17 protein-coding genes and 3 tRNA genes are annotated in these 16,825 nt (G+C 63.6%); 7 read left to right on the top strand and 13 right to left on the bottom strand.

Features of this window, described 5'->3' with window-relative positions:
• Nucleotides 1–37: 37 nt before the first annotated feature.
• The 5 genes from cydX to ACYQ2U_RS00545 all read right to left on the bottom strand — a co-directional run bounded on the left by cydX (nucleotide 38) and on the right by ACYQ2U_RS00545 (nucleotide 3,670).
• Entirely contained in the window at nucleotides 38–142 is a 105-nt protein-coding gene (gene cydX, locus ACYQ2U_RS00565) for a cytochrome bd-I oxidase subunit CydX (RefSeq protein ID WP_459948387.1), read from the bottom strand.
• A gap of 17 nt (nucleotides 143–159) precedes the next feature.
• Nucleotides 160–1,308, bottom strand: a complete 1,149-nt coding sequence (gene cydB, locus ACYQ2U_RS00560) for a cytochrome d ubiquinol oxidase subunit II (RefSeq protein WP_459948386.1) — start codon at nucleotides 1,306–1,308, stop codon at nucleotides 160–162.
• A gap of 1 nt (nucleotide 1,309) precedes the next feature.
• Nucleotides 1,310–2,923, bottom strand: coding sequence for a cytochrome ubiquinol oxidase subunit I (locus ACYQ2U_RS00555; protein WP_459948385.1), 1,614 nt, complete (start codon nucleotides 2,921–2,923; stop codon nucleotides 1,310–1,312).
• Nucleotides 2,920–3,132: a cytochrome oxidase putative small subunit CydP gene (cydP, locus tag ACYQ2U_RS00550; protein WP_459948384.1), complete on the bottom strand. Its 213-nt coding sequence runs from the start codon at nucleotides 3,130–3,132 to the stop codon at nucleotides 2,920–2,922. Before cydP ends, ACYQ2U_RS00555 begins: the two co-directional genes overlap by 4 nt.
• 148 nt (nucleotides 3,133–3,280) lie before the next feature.
• On the bottom strand, nucleotides 3,281–3,670 hold the full coding sequence (locus ACYQ2U_RS00545) for a DUF2946 family protein (protein WP_459948383.1): 390 nt from the start codon (nucleotides 3,668–3,670) through the stop codon (nucleotides 3,281–3,283).
• Nucleotides 3,671–3,867: 197 nt separating this feature from the next.
• Between ACYQ2U_RS00545 and ACYQ2U_RS00540 the strand changes: the two genes are divergently transcribed.
• Nucleotides 3,868–6,054 carry a TonB-dependent receptor gene (locus tag ACYQ2U_RS00540; RefSeq protein ID WP_459948382.1) on the top strand — a complete coding sequence of 729 codons (2,187 nt, stop codon included), beginning with the start codon at nucleotides 3,868–3,870 and terminating at the stop codon, nucleotides 6,052–6,054.
• A 139-nt stretch (nucleotides 6,055–6,193) separates the two neighbouring features.
• On the opposite strand, the gene ACYQ2U_RS00535 is transcribed toward ACYQ2U_RS00540, so the two are convergent.
• Both ACYQ2U_RS00535 and ACYQ2U_RS00530 read right to left on the bottom strand, forming a co-directional pair.
• On the bottom strand, nucleotides 6,194–6,733 hold the full coding sequence (locus ACYQ2U_RS00535; protein ID WP_459948381.1) for a response regulator transcription factor: 540 nt from the start codon (nucleotides 6,731–6,733) through the stop codon (nucleotides 6,194–6,196).
• Nucleotides 6,730–8,046: an ATP-binding protein gene (locus ACYQ2U_RS00530; protein WP_459948380.1), complete on the bottom strand. Its 1,317-nt coding sequence runs from the start codon at nucleotides 8,044–8,046 to the stop codon at nucleotides 6,730–6,732. Before ACYQ2U_RS00530 ends, ACYQ2U_RS00535 begins: the two co-directional genes overlap by 4 nt.
• Before the next feature lie 254 nt (nucleotides 8,047–8,300).
• On the opposite strand from ACYQ2U_RS00530, the gene ACYQ2U_RS00525 reads away from it, so the two are divergent.
• Nucleotides 8,301–8,801: a copper chaperone PCu(A)C gene (locus ACYQ2U_RS00525; RefSeq protein WP_459948379.1), complete on the top strand. Its 501-nt coding sequence runs from the start codon at nucleotides 8,301–8,303 to the stop codon at nucleotides 8,799–8,801.
• A gap of 46 nt (nucleotides 8,802–8,847) precedes the next feature.
• On the opposite strand, the gene ACYQ2U_RS00520 is transcribed toward ACYQ2U_RS00525, so the two are convergent.
• The 6 genes from ACYQ2U_RS00520 to ACYQ2U_RS00495 all read right to left on the bottom strand — a co-directional run bounded on the left by ACYQ2U_RS00520 (nucleotide 8,848) and on the right by ACYQ2U_RS00495 (nucleotide 13,210).
• Complete coding sequence (locus tag ACYQ2U_RS00520) at nucleotides 8,848–9,855, bottom strand: NAD-dependent epimerase (protein ID WP_459948378.1); 1,008 nt, start codon at nucleotides 9,853–9,855, stop codon at nucleotides 8,848–8,850.
• A 91-nt stretch (nucleotides 9,856–9,946) separates the two neighbouring features.
• Entirely contained in the window at nucleotides 9,947–10,672 is a 726-nt protein-coding gene (gene trmB / locus ACYQ2U_RS00515; protein WP_459948377.1) for a tRNA (guanosine(46)-N7)-methyltransferase TrmB, read from the bottom strand.
• On the bottom strand, nucleotides 10,669–11,268 hold the full coding sequence (locus ACYQ2U_RS00510; protein ID WP_459948376.1) for a hypothetical protein: 600 nt from the start codon (nucleotides 11,266–11,268) through the stop codon (nucleotides 10,669–10,671). The genes trmB and ACYQ2U_RS00510 overlap by 4 nt, the downstream gene beginning before the upstream one ends.
• Nucleotides 11,265–12,053 carry a thiazole synthase gene (locus tag ACYQ2U_RS00505; protein WP_459948375.1) on the bottom strand — a complete coding sequence of 263 codons (789 nt, stop codon included), beginning with the start codon at nucleotides 12,051–12,053 and terminating at the stop codon, nucleotides 11,265–11,267. Before ACYQ2U_RS00505 ends, ACYQ2U_RS00510 begins: the two co-directional genes overlap by 4 nt.
• Before the next feature lie 61 nt (nucleotides 12,054–12,114).
• On the bottom strand, nucleotides 12,115–12,318 hold the full coding sequence (thiS, locus tag ACYQ2U_RS00500; RefSeq protein WP_459948374.1) for a sulfur carrier protein ThiS: 204 nt from the start codon (nucleotides 12,316–12,318) through the stop codon (nucleotides 12,115–12,117).
• A gap of 55 nt (nucleotides 12,319–12,373) precedes the next feature.
• Nucleotides 12,374–13,210, bottom strand: coding sequence for an ABC transporter substrate-binding protein (locus ACYQ2U_RS00495; RefSeq protein WP_459948373.1), 837 nt, complete (start codon nucleotides 13,208–13,210; stop codon nucleotides 12,374–12,376).
• A 207-nt stretch (nucleotides 13,211–13,417) separates the two neighbouring features.
• Here ACYQ2U_RS00495 and ACYQ2U_RS00490 point away from each other — a divergent pair.
• From ACYQ2U_RS00490 to dapA, 5 genes are all read left to right on the top strand, one after another.
• A tRNA-Gly gene (locus tag ACYQ2U_RS00490) sits at nucleotides 13,418–13,491 on the top strand.
• Nucleotides 13,492–13,602: 111 nt separating this feature from the next.
• A tRNA-Lys gene (locus ACYQ2U_RS00485) sits at nucleotides 13,603–13,678 on the top strand.
• Between the two features lie 49 nt (nucleotides 13,679–13,727).
• Nucleotides 13,728–13,803 (top strand) — tRNA-Lys (locus ACYQ2U_RS00480).
• Nucleotides 13,804–14,146: 343 nt separating this feature from the next.
• Entirely contained in the window at nucleotides 14,147–15,826 is a 1,680-nt protein-coding gene (locus tag ACYQ2U_RS00475) for a methyl-accepting chemotaxis protein (RefSeq protein WP_459948372.1), read from the top strand.
• 99 nt (nucleotides 15,827–15,925) lie between these two features.
• On the top strand, nucleotides 15,926–16,804 hold the full coding sequence (dapA, locus tag ACYQ2U_RS00470) for a 4-hydroxy-tetrahydrodipicolinate synthase (protein WP_459948371.1): 879 nt from the start codon (nucleotides 15,926–15,928) through the stop codon (nucleotides 16,802–16,804).
• Nucleotides 16,805–16,825 lie beyond the last annotated feature (21 nt).

Below are 16,825 nucleotides of genomic sequence, written 5' to 3'. Positions count from 1 at the left end.
CCCGCCCGGAATCCATCCGAGCGGGGGACGCTAGCGGTTAAGTTTCGTTCTTGCGGTCTTCCTGCGACTCAAGCCACATGGCGTTGACCACGGCGAAGAGAACGGCAAAGGCGGTGCCCAGCACCCAACTGAAATACCACATGGTGTTTCTCCTTCGATTCAATAAGTGGAGTGATCGTTGGCCCGGATGTAGGCCACGGTGACCTTGCCCCGCATCACGCGGTAGGCCCAGCTCGTGTAGACGATGATGATGGGGGTCATGACCAGGGCCACCCAGAACATGATGCCCAGGGTGCGTTGGCTGGACACGCAATCCCACACCGTCAGGCTGCTGCGAGGATCGGTACTGGAAGGCAGGACGAAGGGGAAGAGGGACACACCGGCGGTGAAGATGACGCCCAGGTGAGCCACGCCGCTGCTGATGAAGGCGAGGCCGAACTTCCGGCGCAGGCCGAACACCACCGCCACAAGGCTACCCAGCACACCCAGGGCCGGGATCGCGAGCAGGGGCGGATAGCTGCGATAGTTGTTCAGCCAGGCACCTACGCTGCGCACGACGGTCTTGTCCAGGGGGTTGAGGGCGGCACCCGTATCCACCGTCGAGGTGATGACGTAGCCGTCGATGCCGGCAACGAATACCCCCGCCACCAGGAAAGCGGCCACCATGACGACGGAAGCCGACACCGCCGCCTTGCGCGCCCGCAACATCAGCTCGCCCTCGGTACGCAGCGCCAGGTAGTAGCCGCCGTGGCTGAGCAACAGGGTGAAGCTCACCACGCCGCACAACACCGTGAACACATTGAAGAGTTGCCAGAAGCTGCCGGTGTAATGGGGCAGCAGGTTCTCGTCAAAGTGGAAGGGGGCACCGAGCATGACGTTGCCGAAGGCGACGCCGAACACCAGGGCCGGCACCGCGCCGCCTATGAACAGGCCCCAATCCCAGGCCTTGCGCCAACGGGGATCAGCGACCTTGCTGCGGTAGTCAAACCCCACCGGGCGGAAGAACAAGGCCCAAAGGACCGCCAGCAGGGCGAAGTAGAAGCCCGAGAAGGCCGTGGCATAGATCAGCGGCCAGGCGGCGAAAATGGCTCCACCGGCGGTGATGAACCACACCTGGTTGCCATCCCAGTGGGGGCCGACGGTGTTGATGATGGCGCGGCGTTCGTCATCGTTCCTGCCGACAAAGGGCAGCAGGATGCCGACGCCCATGTCGTGGCCGTCCATGATGGAAAAGCCGAGGAGCAGAACGCCCACCAGCAGCCACCAGATCACCTTCAGGGTGGTGTAGTCGTGCAAATAGGCCAGCATGTCAGATCTCCTTTGTGCGCAAGGCGGCGGCCGGCGTGGCGCCGAGGGTGGCGCTGCTGCCGGGGCCGGACTGTTCGTGGTGATATTGGCCGGTGCCGAGACTGGATGGCCCCAAGCGGGCGTACTTGAACATCAGGTACAACTCGGCCACCAGCAGCACGGTGTAAAAGCCGAGAAAGCCGCCCAGGGACAGGATCAGTTCGCCGGCAGAAAGGGCAGAGGTAGATAAATGGGTCGGCAGCACACCGTGGATGGTCCAGGGCTGCCGACCGTACTCGGCGACGAACCAGCCCATTTCGCAGGCGATCCAGGGCAGGGGAATGCTCCACACGGCCCACTTGAGCAGCCAGGGCTTGGCAGCGAAGCTGCCCTTGGCGGCATGCCAGAAGGCCAGCACGAACAGGGTGAGGAAGGACACTCCCAACGCCACCATGATGCGGAAGGTCCAGAACATGGGCGCCACTGCTGGAATGGCGTCGTCCACCGCCTGGGCGATCTGGGCCGGCGTGGCCTGGCTGACGTCGGCCACGTACTTCTTCAACAACAAACCGTAGCCCAGGTCGCCTTGATGGGCCTTGAACTCCGCCAGGCGTTCCGGGCTCTGCGGCTCCGCGCGCAGGGCCTCCAGGGCCTTCACCGCGAGCACGCCGTTCTCGATGCGTTTGGCGATCTTCACCTCCAGCTCATCGATCCCCGGCAGGGTCTTGTCGGTGCTGCGGGTGCCGATCAGGCCGAGCACGTAGGGGATCTTGATCTCGGCGTGGGTGGTGCGATTCTTCTCGTCGGGAATGCCGAACAAGATCAACCCGGCGGGGGCCGCTTCGGTCTTCCACATGGCTTCCATGGCCGCCATCTTGGTTTCCTGGGTTTCGGCGGCGGAGTAGCCGGACTCGTCCCCCAGCACGATCACCGACAGGGCGGCAGCCAGGCCAAAAGACGCGGCGATGCGGAAGGAACGGCGGGCGAACGCCGTGTCGCGTCCCTTGAGCAGATACCAGGCGCTGATGCCGAGGACGAAACCGGCACCGGTGACATAGCCCGCGCTCACGGTATGGACGAACTTGGACTGGGCGACCGGATTGAAGATCAGGTCCCAGAAACTCGTCATCTCCATGCGCATGGTCACGGGATTGAACTCCGCCCCGATCGGGTTCTGCATCCAGCCGTTGGCGATCAGGATCAGCACCGCTGACAGGTTCGAGCCGATGGCGGTGAGATAGGTCACCGAAAGGTGGCCCACCTTGGACAAGCGGTCCCAGCCGAAGAAGAACAAACCGACCATGGTGGATTCCAGGAAGAAGGCCACCAAGCCCTCGATCGCCAGGGGCGCGCCGAAGATGTCCCCCACGTAATGGGAGTAGTAGGCCCAGTTGGTACCGAACTGGAACTCCATGGTCAAGCCGGTGGTGACCCCAAGGGCGAAGTTGATGCCGAACAACTTGCCCCAGAATCGGGTCATGTCCCGGTAGATGGTCTTTCCGGTCATGACGTAAACCGTTTCCATGATGGCCAGCAGGAAGGAAAGCCCCAGGGTCAGGGGCACGAACAAAAAGTGGTACAGCGCGGTGGCGGCAAATTGCAACCGCGACAAATCGACAACGGATTCGCTAATCATGGTCTCTCCAAGGTGGATTGACGGGAAGCGGAATCGGGGACTGGCGCGGTCTTCGCACCCAATCGCTGGGTGAGCCGCTCCGCCACGTCCGTCTTGGCTGGCGGGTGGCTGAAGAAGCAGACCTTGATCACGACGATCAAGACCAGCTTGAGCACCAGGGCCCAGGCGATTTCACGGCGCAGGGCGCGGGGCGTGCGCCGGTCGCTCACAAGCTCCGGACGATGACATGGGGCCATCTCGATTCCTTTTCCAATGACGCTCGCCGTCCCGGCCGACACAGGAGCAGGGACACACGAGCAAACGGGGCACCGCGCACGGAACCCATGAGGGGGCGCGCCACGGCGAAGGACTGACGACTCAGGCCAAGGGGGGTGCCTGGGCGGGCGGAGAATGCCAGGAATGGAAAAGGGGAAGGTGCCGGGAACCCGACCCCAGGGCCGGCGGCGTCAACACCTGCGGCGGCGTGAAGTCCACCACCGCCACCGTGGCCAACAATTGGGCATCTTGGCCGGGCAGGCAGTAGTTGCAATGGCCGTGCAGGCCGGCTTCCGAGGTTTTCCCCGTGGGCTGGCCCTCGGCGTTCACGACGATCCGCTTGGCACCCATGGCGGTGCAGATCTCGATCACGTGCTCGCCCCGGGCTGCCGATACCCCATAGGAAATCGTGGGCGTCAGCGCCCCTAGCAATGCGGCAAGCAGTGCCAGGCGCGATGCCAGCAGGAAGAAGGTGCGGCGCAAGATCGTCAAGGGCGTGGGAACCGGGAAAACGGGCGGATGCTAGTCAGTGGAACAGAAATGCAGTTGACCTGCCTCAATGCTACCCGCGAAAACCCGCTCCCTGCCCTGGCCTGCGACGATAGGTCACAGCACCTCCTGCGACAACGTGTCGCATTTTTATTGCGACATCCAGTCAATATGATCGGCGGTTTTCTTGGAGGAAAATCGTGCGCAAGACCAGACTCGCACTCGCCATGGCGATGCTTCCCCTCTCCTCGCCCCCCCTGTGGGCCGCGGAAACCCAACTGCCGGAAGTGCAGGTGAAGGACCGTCAGGAACAGACCAGCCCGCTGAAATCGTCCCTGGCCGACACGGCCTCGCTGCTGGAAGACACGGTGGGAGTCTCGTCTTACACCGCCGGCGGCGTTTCCAGCCTGCCGGTGATCCATGGCATGGCGGACGACCGCTTGCGCATCAAGGTGGACGGCATGGACTTGATCGCCTCCTGTCCCAACCACATGAACTCCCCCCTGTCCTACATCGACCCGAGCAATGTGGGCAGCATCCAGGTTTACTCCGGCATCTCGCCAGTGTCCCTGGGCGGCGACAGCATCGGCGGCACCATCATCGTGAACTCGCCGACACCGGTATTCGCCGCGCCGGGCCAGGGCACCCTGACCCAGGGCGAAGTCGGCGCCTTTTACCGCAGCAACGGCAACGCCCGTGGCGCCCATCTCAACGCCACCTACGCCACCGAGTCCATCAGCTTGAGCTATGCCGGCTCCACCGCCGAGGCGGACAACTACAAAGCGGCACAGAATTTCAAGAGCAGCACGGCTACCGGCCGCACAGGCCATACCCTTGCCCTGGACGAAGTGGGCTCCACCGCCTATAAGACGCGCAACCACGCCCTGACCCTGGCCCTCAAGGGAAACGACAACCTGATCGAGGCCAAGGTCGGCTACCAGGACATTCCCTACGAGCTGTATCCGAACCAACGCATGGACATGCTGGACAACAACCAGCACTCCTTCAACCTGAAGTACCAGGGAAAATTCGGCTGGGGAAAACTAGAAGCCCGTGCCTACCGCGAGACCGTCAGCCACTACATGAACTTCGGCGCGGACAAGCAACTCATCTATGGCACCGCCGTCAACGGTATGCCGATGAATACCGAGGGGGAAACTACGGGTGCCCTAGTCAAGGCAGATGTTGATCTTTCCTCCAAGGACTTACTTCGTTTGGGTGCCGAATATCAACGTTACCGCCTCAAGGATTGGTGGCCGCCCTCAGGAACTGGCAGCATGTCTCCCGGCAACTTCTTCAATATCAATAATGGCCAACGGAATCGCGCTGCATTGTTCGGTGAATGGGAGGCTCGTCTTTCGCCGCAATGGACTGCATTACTGGGGGTACGCTACGAGCAGGTCACTATGAATACGGGTGATGCCCGCGGTTATGATCCGACCATCAACGTCTCCGGCATGATGAGCACTTACGAAAAAAGAGACGGCGATGCCTTTAATGCTGCCAACCACAAGAAAACCGACAACAACTGGGACTTGAGCGCCTTAACCAAATACATGCCAAGCGAGGGACTGGATATCGACTTCGGTTTCGCCCGCAAGGTACGTTCCCCCAACCTCTATGAACGCTACACCTGGTCCACCTGGCCCATGGCGGCGGTCATGAACAACACCGTCGGCGATGGCAACGGCTATGTGGGGGACATCAACCTCAAGCCCGAGAAGGCCCATACGCTTTCCGCCACCTTCGACTGGCATGCGGCTGATCGGAACTGGGAGTTCAAGGTGACCCCCTACTTCACCCGGGTCACCGACTATATCGACGCCGTGCAATGGGATAGCGCCAACAATCAACGGGCAACCACAAAAACCACTTCACAATACTCGGTGTTGAAGTACGTCAACCAAACGGCACGCCTCTATGGGCTGGATATCTCCGGTCGGGCGCCGATTGCTTCGTCGACCGCCTGGGGTGATCTGGGCTTCCAAGGCATGCTGGCCTACACCAACGGCAAAAACCTGGATACCAACGACGAGCTGTACAACATCATGCCGCTCAACACCAAGCTGGCCCTGACCCAGAAGTTTGAAAACTGGGACAACCGGATGGAACTGGTGGGAGTGATGGGTAAGAAGGATGTCTCCGATGCCCGGAATGAAATCCGCACCGGCGGCTACAGCCTGGTCCACTTGCGCGGCAGCTACTCCTGGCAGAAGGTCCGTCTGGACTTCGGCGTGGAAAATCTCTTCGATCGCCACTACCAGCTTCCCTTGGGCGGCGCTTACGTCGGTCAGGGTATGACCATGAGCATGACTGGCGTGGCTTGGGGCATTGCCGTCCCCGGTCCGGCCCGTTCCCTCTACACGGCGCTGACGGTCAAGTTCTAAGTTGTCCGTCCCATGACGAGCATCGCGCCGCGATGCTCGTCATGGCTTCGGCTAGCGCCTAGTCACCATATTGATGACCGTGGCCAGGGCGTTTGAAAAAAACAAAGCCGCCATATTTGGCGGCTTTGTTTTTGCTCATTCATTCCCGCACCGGCCGCTTGGACAGTTTGCGCTGCAAGGTGCGTCGGTGCATCTTGAGGGCGCGGGCGGTGGCGGAAATGTTGCCGCCTTGTTCCGTCAGCACCCGCTGGATATGTTCCCATTCCAAACGATCCACGGGCAGCGGGTCGCCGGCCAGGGGAATGTCGGCCCGGCCCTCAATGCGGCCGAAGGCCGCCAGCACCTGATCGGCATCCACGGGCTTGGTCAGGTAGTGGATGGCGCCTAGCTTGATGGCTTCCACCGCCGTGGCGATGCTGGCGTAACCGGTGAGCATGACGATACGGGTCTGGGGGTCCAGGGCCAGCAAAGACTCGATCAACATCAGCCCCGAATCCTGGGCCAGCTTCAGGTCCAACAACACCAGTTCGGGGCCATGCTCCTGGGCCAAGGCCAGGGCCTGGGCACCATCCGCCGCCTCCAGCACTTCGTAACCGCGCCGGACCATGGCGCGGGCCATCACCTGGCGGAATACCGGATCATCGTCCACCAAGAGGATGGAGGGGCGTAATTCGTTCATGGTTGATCGAGCAAGGGCAAGAGGACGCGGGTGCAGGCACCGCCGCCGTCCCGATTGAAAATCTCCACCCGGCCGCCAAGACGCTCGACGGTGGCGTTGGAAAGAAAGAAACCGATGCCCATGCCGCCGCTGCTGCCCTTGCTGCTGATGAAGGGATCGCCCAGGCGCTCGGCGATGCCGGCATCGATGCCGGGCCCCCGGTCCAGGATGTCGATGCAACACCCATCGCGCCCCCCTTCCGACCATGGGGACAGCCGCAGCGCCAATCCCTGCTTGCGGGCGTCGGCGGCATTTTCCAAAAGGTTGAGCAGGGCCTGGACCAGGGTGGGGTCATCGCTCACCCGGCCGGTATCGGCCCCATCCTCCTCCACCGCCACCGGCGCGTCGGGCTGCAACAAGCGCCACTGGTCGAGCACCCGATGCAACAGCTGTCTCGGCGCGATGGGGGAGTGTCCTTGACGGTCCTGGGCGTCGGCTACCATGCGAGCCAGGATGTCCTTACATAAATCCACCTGGCCGCGCAGCAGGGTCAGGTCGTCTTTCAGGGCCGGGTTGTCGCCATGCTGCCATTGCAGATCGTGGATCACCACCGCCATGGTGGCCAGGGGCGTGCCCAATTGATGGGCGGCACCGGCGGCCAAGGTGCCCAGGGCCAACAACTGTTCCTGGCGCAGGGTGTGTTCCCGCGCCTTGGCCAGGGCTTGCTCCCGCGCCCGCAGCACGGCAGCCAGGCGGGTGACGAAGACGGCAACGATCACGGCACTGAGCAGGAAGTTGATCCACATGCCCACCACATGAAGGGAGAAACCGTTGTCGTGGTTGAGTAGGCTGCGATCCAAACCGGTGACGGTACAGATGAAATCGTTCAAGCCTTCCAGGGGCAAGGCGGGCGAGGGCAAGGGCTGGTGCCACAACATCAGGACCGAGTAGGCGATGGCCGTCAACCCAGCCATGGCCCAGACCCACGCCAGGGGAAGCAGGGTGGCGGTAATGGTGAGGGGCACCAGCAGCAGGGAGGAAAAGGGATTGCTCGAACCGCCGCTCTGGTACAGCAGCAGGCCAAGGGCCAGCACGTCCAGGCAAATCTGCGCGAACACTTCGCCCTGGGTCACCGGCCAGGCCAGGGTCAGACGCCAATGACTGAATAGGTTGATGGCCGCCAGCAGCGCGCACACCGCAAACAGTCCCTCCAATGACAAGGGCACGCCGAGACCCAGCACCGCCACCAGGATGGCCAGGCATTGGCCGGCGATTTCCGTCCAGCGCAACTGGAGCAGACGGGTCATTTGCAGGGCGGGAGCGGTCAGTTGCACGGGCGGGGGAAGAGGGAACGTCGCGAAGGACGACGGCGCATTTTACGGCCTGCGCAAAAGGCCGTGCCAAGAGGGCGGCAGGTGCGACAAATTGTCGCGCGGCATTTTGCCCAATGGACGGCAGGGCCTTGTTTATCTAGCATTAACTCCGCGATTGCAATGCCTCCGCCCGGCCTGGACCTCCCTCCTTGCCGGGCATTTTTCTTTGTCCTCGTCGATAATGGTTCCCTGTTTTTCCATCGAGGACCATTTACATGAAAACCCTGCTCTGTAGCTTGTTGCTTGTCGCCAGTCTGCCCGCCCTTGCCGCCGACCTGGACGTCAAAACCCCCTGGGTCCGTTCCACCGTTGAAGGTCAGCCCGCCACCGGCGCCTTCATGGAATTGACCAGCCCCGCTGGCGCCACCCTGGTGGGTGCCGCCAGCCCCGTGGCCGGTACCGTGGAATTGCATGAAATGAAGATGGACAACGGCGTCATGAAAATGCGCGCCCTGCCCCAGCTGGAAGTCCCCGCCGGCAAGGCCGTTTCCCTGGCCCCCGGCGGCCTGCACGTGATGCTGATGGATCTCAAGTCGACCCTCAAGCCGGGCAGCAGCGTGCCGATCACCCTCAAGTTCAAGAATGCTCAGGGCAAGGTCCAGCAAGTGGAAGTCAAGGCCGAGGTGCGGGACATGACGGCTCCCGCCGCCCGACCCATGGACCACGAAAAGATGCACGACGCCATGCAGCAACACATGCAGGGCGGACAAAAGTAAGGGGAAAGCCAACAACCTTGGCGGGCAAGCAGCCCGCCAAGGCGGCTCAAACAGCGAAGTACTGGCGGTACCAGGCGACGAAGCGGGCCACCCCGGTCCCCACGTCCGTGCTGGGCGCAAAGCCGACCGCGGCTTCAAGCAGACGGGTGTCGGCGCAGGTGGCGGGCACATCGCCGTCCTGCAAGGGCAGGTAGTTCTTCTCGGCCGCCTTGCCCAGGGCCTGCTCCATGGTGTTGATGAACACCATCAGATCCACCGGCTGGTGATTACCGATGTTGAACAGGCGATAGGGCACGTTGCTGCGGGCCGGATCGGGTGCGCTGCTATCGAAGGTGGGATCGGCCTCCGGCAGTTGGTCCACCACACGCAACACGCCCTCGACGATGTCGTCGATATAGGTGAAGTCCCGCTGCATCTTGCCGTGGTTGTAGATGTCGATGGCGCGGCCGGCAAGGATGGCCTCGGTGAACTTCCAGTAGGCCATGTCGGGCCTGCCCCAGGGTCCGTACACCGTGAAGAAGCGCAAGCCCGTGGTGGGCAGGCCGTAGAGATGGCTGTAGGTGTGGGCCATCAGCTCGTTGGCCTTCTTGGTGGCGGCATACAGGCTGACGGGATGGTCGACGCTGTCGTGTTCGGAAAAGGGCAGCTTGGTGTTGCCGCCATAGACGCTGGAACTGCTGGCATAGACCAGGTGGGCCACGCCGTTGTGGCGGCAACCTTCCAGCACGTTCACGAATCCGATCAGGTTGCTGTCGGCGTAGGCGTGGGGATTCTTCAGGGAATAGCGCACGCCGGCCTGGGCCGCCAGATGGATCACCCGCTCGGGCCGCTCCTGGGCGAACAGGTCGGCCATGCCGGCCCGGTCGGCGATGTCGAGTCGATGGAAGGCGAAGCCCGGTGCCGGACGCAGGCGGTCCAGGCGGGCTTCCTTCAGGGCCACGTCGTAATAGTCGTTCAGGTTGTCCACGCCGACCACCAGGTCGCCCCTGGCCAGCAGGCGCTCGCAGACGTGCATGCCGATGAAGCCGGCGGCGCCGGTGACGAGAATTTTCATGGCTCAACAGAATGGGAAAAGGAAGGGACGACGTCCCGGAAACCCGCCTCGGAACGCCGAATCGGGCGGCATTCTCGCATAGTCGTCCGGTTCATGGCCGGCGGCGGAAAACCAGGTCCCACACCCCGTGACCGAGACGGACGCCGCGCTGCTCGAACTTGGTCAAGGGACGATAGTCGGGCCGGGGCGCGTAATCCGCCGCGGTGTTTGCCAACAGGGGCTCCGCTCCCAGCACCGCCAGCATCTGCTGGGCGTAGTCCTCCCAGTCCGTGGCACAGTGAAGATAGCCACCGGGTGCCAGGCGCCGGGCCAGCTCGTGCACGAAGGGCCCCTGGAGCAGGCGCCGTTTGTTGTGGCGCTTCTTGTGCCAGGGATCGGGGAAAAAGACATGGATGCCCGCCAGGCTATCCAGGGGAATCATGTCCCGCACCACCTCCACGGCATCGTGCTGCACCACCCGTTGATTGGTGAGGTTGCGGGTGGCGATTTCCTTGAGCAGGGCGCCGACGCCCGGGGTGTGCACCTCGATGCCGATGTAGTCGTGCTGGGGATGGGCGGCGGCGATGGCGGCCGTGGTCTCGCCCATGCCGCAACCGATTTCCATGAAGACCGGGGCGTTGCGACCGAACACGGTGGGCAGGTCGAGCAATTGCGGGCGATGGGGCAGACCCCACTTGGGCATCTCGGCGTCGTAAAAACGCCGCTGGGCCTCGGAAACCCGGCTCTGGCGCAGGACGAAGCTGCGGATCGGGCGGTGGGGCGGCTCGCTGGCCGGGCTCGTGTCGGCGTCGGGCGCCTGCTTGTCGTGGTCGGTCATGGTTGTCCTTCGTTGTCCGGCGTGGCCCCGCTTGCGGTGGACGCGGATTCCGCTTCGGCGGGCGTCGCGATTGCGTCGGCGGGCTCCACCCAAATGGCGCCGGGGAAGTCCGGGTCGCCTTTTTCTATGGCGGCCCGACGGGCGGCGTAAAACTTTTCCAGGTCGTAGCGTTCCTGCTGCAAGGCCCGGGGCAGGGATGCGCAGGCCGCCGCCAGCAGTTCGGGCGGCGTGTCCAGGGTCGGCTTCAGCAACAGGGCCGCCGAGATGGCCTCGGCGGATGCCCGCTCGCGCTTGAAGTAGTGGCGGGCCAGATCCCGCTCGGCGGCGTGGATGCGTGCCTGCTGCCGCTCCAGCCACGCCACGTAGGCCTCCGCTGCGGTCGTGTCGCCCCGTTCCTGGCAGGCCAGGCCCAGCAGCCGCACGCCATGGAAGATGCCCCACACCAGTTGCTGGGCCAGTAATTGGGGATTGGCAAAAACGTAGCCGCTGGGCTGACCCGACGTCTCATCGCGGACTACCGGCCGGGGCGGCAACTCCCTGGCCAAGGCCGGTGCGGCCAGGCAAAGCAGGAGCAGGGAAAGCGCCCGCCCCCTCACGAACCGATCAGCCCGCCGGTGGGGGAGCTGGGGGAGGCGGTGTAATACTTCTTCGCCATGCGGCCCGCCAGATAAGCCTCCCGTCCGGCTTCCACGGCCTTCTTCATGGCACCGGCCATCAGCACCGGGTCCTGGGCCAGGGCGATGGCGGTATTCATCAGCACACCGTCGCAGCCCAATTCCATGGCGATGGCGGCGTCGGAGGCAGTGCCCACGCCGGCGTCCACCAACACCGGCACCTTGGCCTGGTCGATGATCAGCTTGAGGTTCCACGGATTGAGAATGCCCATGCCAGAACCGATCAGGCTGGCCAGGGGCATCACGGCGACGCAACCCAGGTCTTCCAGCATGCGCGCCTGGATCGGGTCGTCGGCGCAATAGACCATGACCTTGAAACCGTCCTTGACCAGAATCTCGGCGGCCTTCAGGGTTTCCGGCATGTTGGGGAACAGGGTATGGCTGTCGCCCAGCACCTCCAGCTTCACCAGATCGTGGCCGTCCAACAGTTCCCGCGCCAGGCGCAGGGTGCGCACCGCTTCCTCGGCGCTATAGCAGCCGGCGGTGTTGGGCAGGTAGGTGAACTCGCTGGGCGGCAGGGCGTCGAGCAGGGAAGGCTGACCCGGTTCCTGGCCGATGTTGGTGCGGCGAATGGCGACGGTGACGATGCTGGCGCCGGAGGCGATCACGGCCTCCCGGGTCTGGGTGAAATCCTTGTATTTGCCGGTGCCCACCAAAAGGCGGGAAGCGTAGGTCTGGCCGGCAATGGTGAGGGTGTCCTGGCTCATGGCTTGGTTCTGTCAACAAAAAGGGGGTCCGGCATCCGGCCGGACGGGAATCGGTCCGGCGTCAACCGCCGCCCACGGCCACCACGATCTCCAGCCGATCGCCGTCGTGCAGCGAGGTGGCGGCATGCTGGGACTTGGGCACGATCTCGCCGTTGCGCTCCACGGCAACGCGCTTGCCGACCAGGGACAACTGGCTGAGCAAATCGGCGACCGTCAGGGGAGCGACGAATGGGCGGGTTTCGCCGTTGACGCGGAGGAAAATCATGGCGGCGATTTTATCAGGCGCGACGCCATCCCTCCCACGCCCGTTTGCTGGGCCCTCAGTCCGGCACCACCAGCGGGTCCAGCCGATGGCGCCGGGCCGCCGTCAGCAAGCGGCCATCCTTCTTGACGCTGCTCATGAAATATTCGACCCGGGCGTACCAGCGATCGTCTCCGGGCTGGACGGCCCAGGCGTAAGGCGTCACGTGATAGGACGCCGGCGGGGAAATCAGGCGTGCCCAGTCCGTCAGTTCCAGCATGCGCAGGCTGTAGGGATAGTCGGTCATGAACACGTCGGCGCGGCCAGCCTCCACCTCCTGCTCCCGGGCGAAATGGGAATCCACCACCAGCAGGCTGGCGTGCTTCAGGCGTTCCCGCATCAAGGCTTCGTGCAAAGTACCCTTGGTGACCGCGACCACGTTCCCCTTGCGGTCAATATCCCCCCATTCCCGAATGCGGTTATTGCCGCGGCTGGCCACGGCGTACACATCGCTGCGCAAATGGGGCCGGGTAAACCGCAGCTTCTCCGCCCGGGCCGGGGTGATGCCGATGGCGAACATGGCCACGTCGCAGCGGTCCTGACCGAGGTCATCCGCCAGCTTGGCGAAGGAGGAATCCACGAACCTCACCGCTACCCCCAGGTCCCGGGCCAGTTCCCTGGCCAGGTCCGCATCGATGCCCGACACCACGCCGCTGCGGGGATTGCGATAGGAAACACTATAGTAATCAGGCCAGATGCAGACCCGCACTTCCCGGCTGACGCGAATCCGCTCCAAGTGCCCGCCCTCGTCGGCCTGGGCCGAAAGGCAAATACCCAGCATGGCCATGACGACCAGCCGCGCGCAATGCCCGCCGGCCAGAAGGACGGCCCTGGCCGCCCCGATTGTTCGCAACATGAAGAACCCCGGCAAAAAGCCCACCACGGCAGCCGCAAACGGCGACACCATGGACCAAGCTTAGGATATATAACGAAAGTTATCCAAGATTAATGCCTGGTGGATTTTTTGGCGACCCCGCATGCGTCACATTGCCAGGAAATCCATGACTGCACGGCGCCGCACTTCCTTCCGCGTCCGGTTACGCATAGAATCCGTGCCTCGATTGCGGGTGTAGTTCAATGGTAGAACGGAAGCTTCCCAAGCTTCATACGAGGGTTCGATTCCCTTCACCCGCTCCAATCGCCCTTCCCAGCCCGTTTCCACTCTGCCGCCCCACCCCGGTTGGCCTCATTGCCCGTGCGTTTGACAGGGTTAGGGGGGCTACCTATAATCCGCCCTCCTTTTTCTGGGGGTCGGTAGCTCAGTCGGTAGAGCAGCGGACTTTTAATCCGTTGGTCGCGAGTTCGAGTCTCGCCCGACCCACCAAGTCAGGAAATTGGCGCAAGTTTCAGCTATAATGTGCGCCTTCGCTTTTGGGCTGTTAGCTCAGTTGGTAGAGCAGCGGACTCTTAATCCGTAGGTCGAGTGTTCGAATCACTCACAGCCCACCAAAATCCAAACGGCTCTCCCTCGGGAGGGCCGTTTTCATTTCCGCCCCCCTCCCCTATTTCCATTTGCCGCACAGCAGCGCCAGGACGGATATCGTCCGCCGCTCCCCCGGCAAATGCCCTGGTGACGGTCGGCAGCGACACGCTGCGCCGCACCAATCCTGGGACAGAAGCCCACACCACCGTTGCCGTGCTATAGAAACAGTCAGCGGGCTCGCTGGGACGCTGCTAATATCATGACTTATATAAGACCAGACGATAGTCATAGCATGACAAATGCAGGTCAGAAACAAATACACGAGGAGACAATTCAATGAGCACCCCACCCAGAGGAGACGCATCCTTATTGCGATGGCTCCTGTCACCCCTCACCCTGGGCCTGTTGGCCGGGGGAGGCGCCATTCTGCTGTGCCGCCTAGCCGGTGCCGGGCTCGGACCCGAGGCCTGGGGCGGCGCGGCGCTGCTGGCCGTGTTGGTGGGATTGGCGGTGCGCGCCCAATACAAGCTGACCCTGGTGGGCCCCGGTGACCGTCTGCGCCAGACCATCAGCGCCACCTACGCCGACGGCGACCTGACCCGCCGCGCGCCCCTGGAGGGCCCCCTGGCGCCAGTGGCGGAGGAATACAACAAACTGATGTTCGCCCTGCAAGGCATCATCGGCCGGGTGATCTTCAACTCCCACCAAGTGGATTCGGTGGCGAAAAAACTCATCGAGGAAGCCCAGGTCACCGTCTCCGGTTCCGAGCAACAGAACTCCGCCGCCAGCGCCGCCGCCACGGCGGCAACCAGCATGGCCGACGGCGTTTCCGAGGTGGCGGTCAACACCGAGGAAACCGCCAATATCGCCGAGGCCGCGCGGGTCCATTCCTCCCGCGGCGCCGAGATCGTCCAGCAGGCCTCCGCCGAGATCCGCCGCCTGGCCGAGCTGGTGGAAAACTCCGCCAGCGTGGTGTCCGCCCTGGGCGAACGCTCGGAAGCCATTTCCGCCATCGTCCAGACCATCCGCGAGATCGCCGACCAGACCAACCTGCTGGCCCTGAACGCCGCCATCGAAGCCGCCCGGGCCGGGGAACAAGGCCGGGGTTTCGCCGTCGTCGCCGACGAAGTACGCAAGCTGGCGGAACGCACCACTGCCGCCACGGCGGAAATCGGCGGCATGATTTCCTCGATCCAGAGCGAGACCAAGAGCGCCATTTCCACCATCCGCGAGGGATCGGTCCAGGCCCGCCACGGCGCGGTGCTGACCGAGCAGGCGGCGGAGGCTCTGATCGAGATCAATCGGGGCGCCGACGAAACCCTGTCCAAGGTACGGGCCATCGCCGAGACCATGACGGAACAAAGTCATCAGGCCCAGCACATCGCCGACCAGGCCAACGACATCATTTCCCTGGCCGACCGCAACGCCCAGGGTGCGCGGGACACCCTGGCGGAAGCCAAGCAACTGGACGTGCTGGCCACCAACCTGGACGAAATCGGCCAGGTGTTCAAGCTGGGTGCCGCAGGCGAGGAAGCCCTGCGCATCCACGCCTCCATGCCCCAGGCGGTGGTGGCCATGGCAGCGGACATCACGCGCATTCTTGAGCAGGCGGTGGACAGCCGCCAGATCAGCCTCGACGACCTGTTCGACACCAATTACGTGCCCGTCCCCAATACCCGGCCACAGAAATACAACACCAAGTACGACGCCCTCACCGACCGGATCTTCCCGCCGGTGCAGGAATCCTGGCTGGAAAAGGTGCCGGGCTGCGTCTTCGCCATCTCCACCGACATCAACGCCTACGTCCCCACCCACAACAAGCGCTTCGCCGATGCCCCCACCGGCAACGACAAGGTGGACATGGTCAAGAGTCGCAGCAAGCGCCTCTACGGCGACAACGCGACCCTGAAACGGGCCAGCGTCAACACCCTGCCTTACCTCAGCCAAACCTATCGCCGCGACACCGGCGAGGTCATGCACTGCATTTCCGCCCCCGTATTCATCAAGGGCCGCCACTGGGGCGCGGTCAACATCGCCTACCTGGCCTGACGCCAAGCTCGGCCACCGCCTCCGTTTCCCCGGAGGCGGTCGGGGCGCGGTGGTAAACTGCGCTTTTGCTCACGCCATCACCATATTTCAGGAGTCACCATGATTCAGGGTTCCATCGTCGCCATCGTCACCCCCATGGCCGAGGACGGTAGTCTCGACCTCGCCGCCATGCGCAACCTGGTGGATTGGCACGTCGCGGAAGGCACCGACGCCATCGTCGTCGTCGGCACCACGGGCGAATCGCCCACGGTGAATGTGGAAGAACACTGCGCCCTGATCGAAACCGTGGTCAAACAAGCCGCCGGCCGCATCCCCGTCATTGCCGGCACCGGCGCCAACTCCACCAGCGAGGCCATCGAACTGGCCGAGTTCGCCAAGAAGGCCGGCGCCGACGCCCATCTGTCCGTGGTGCCCTATTACAACAAGCCCACCCAGGAAGGTCAGTACCGCCACTTCAAGGCCATCGCCGAGAAGGTGGAACTGCCCATGATCCTCTACAACGTGCCCGGCCGAACCGTCGCCGACATGCACAACGACACCGCCATCCGCCTGGCCGCCGTGCCCAACGTGATCGGCATCAAGGACGCCACCGGCGACATCAACCGGGGCACCGATCTGTTGCTGCGCGCCCCCGCCGACTTCGCCGTCTACAGTGGCGACGATCCCACCGCCGCCGCATTGATGCTGTTCGGCGGCAAGGGCTGCATCTCCATCACCGCCAACATCGCCCCCAAGCTGATGCATGAGATGTGCGCCGCCGCCATCGCCCGCGAGGTGGACAAGGCCGTGCAACTCAACTTCAAGCTGCTGCCCCTGCACCGGGCCGTGCTAGCCGAGCCCAACCCCATTCCCGCCAAGTGGGCATTGAACAAGATGGGCAAGATCCCCGCCGGTCTGCGCCTGCCCCTGGTGCCCATGACCGACGCCGCCGTCGGCACCGTCACCAGCGCCCTGGCCCACGCCGGCATCAAGATCTGACGTCAACAACGTACGCCCCAG

It is taken from the genome of Denitratisoma sp. agr-D3 (assembly GCF_054658675.1).
The sequence above is the reverse complement of the archived record's forward strand: the minus strand, read 5'-3'. Positions and strand labels throughout refer to the sequence as shown.

Coding starts and splice junctions, on each gene's coding strand:
- cydX (WP_459948387.1), bottom strand. CDS start 142: ATGTGGTATTTCAGTTGGGTGCTGGGCACCGCCTTTGCCGTTCTCTTC.
- cydB (WP_459948386.1), bottom strand. CDS start 1,308: ATGCTGGCCTATTTGCACGACTACACCACCCTGAAGGTGATCTGGTGG.
- ACYQ2U_RS00555 (WP_459948385.1), bottom strand. CDS start 2,923: ATGATTAGCGAATCCGTTGTCGATTTGTCGCGGTTGCAATTTGCCGCC.
- ACYQ2U_RS00535 (WP_459948381.1), bottom strand. CDS start 6,733: ATGAACGAATTACGCCCCTCCATCCTCTTGGTGGACGATGATCCGGTA.
- ACYQ2U_RS00525 (WP_459948379.1), top strand. CDS start 8,301: ATGAAAACCCTGCTCTGTAGCTTGTTGCTTGTCGCCAGTCTGCCCGCC.
- ACYQ2U_RS00520 (WP_459948378.1), bottom strand. CDS start 9,855: ATGAAAATTCTCGTCACCGGCGCCGCCGGCTTCATCGGCATGCACGTC.
- trmB (WP_459948377.1), bottom strand. CDS start 10,672: ATGACCGACCACGACAAGCAGGCGCCCGACGCCGACACGAGCCCGGCC.
- ACYQ2U_RS00505 (WP_459948375.1), bottom strand. CDS start 12,053: ATGAGCCAGGACACCCTCACCATTGCCGGCCAGACCTACGCTTCCCGC.
- thiS (WP_459948374.1), bottom strand. CDS start 12,318: ATGATTTTCCTCCGCGTCAACGGCGAAACCCGCCCATTCGTCGCTCCC.
- ACYQ2U_RS00495 (WP_459948373.1), bottom strand. CDS start 13,210: ATGTTGCGAACAATCGGGGCGGCCAGGGCCGTCCTTCTGGCCGGCGGG.
- dapA (WP_459948371.1), top strand. CDS start 15,926: ATGATTCAGGGTTCCATCGTCGCCATCGTCACCCCCATGGCCGAGGAC.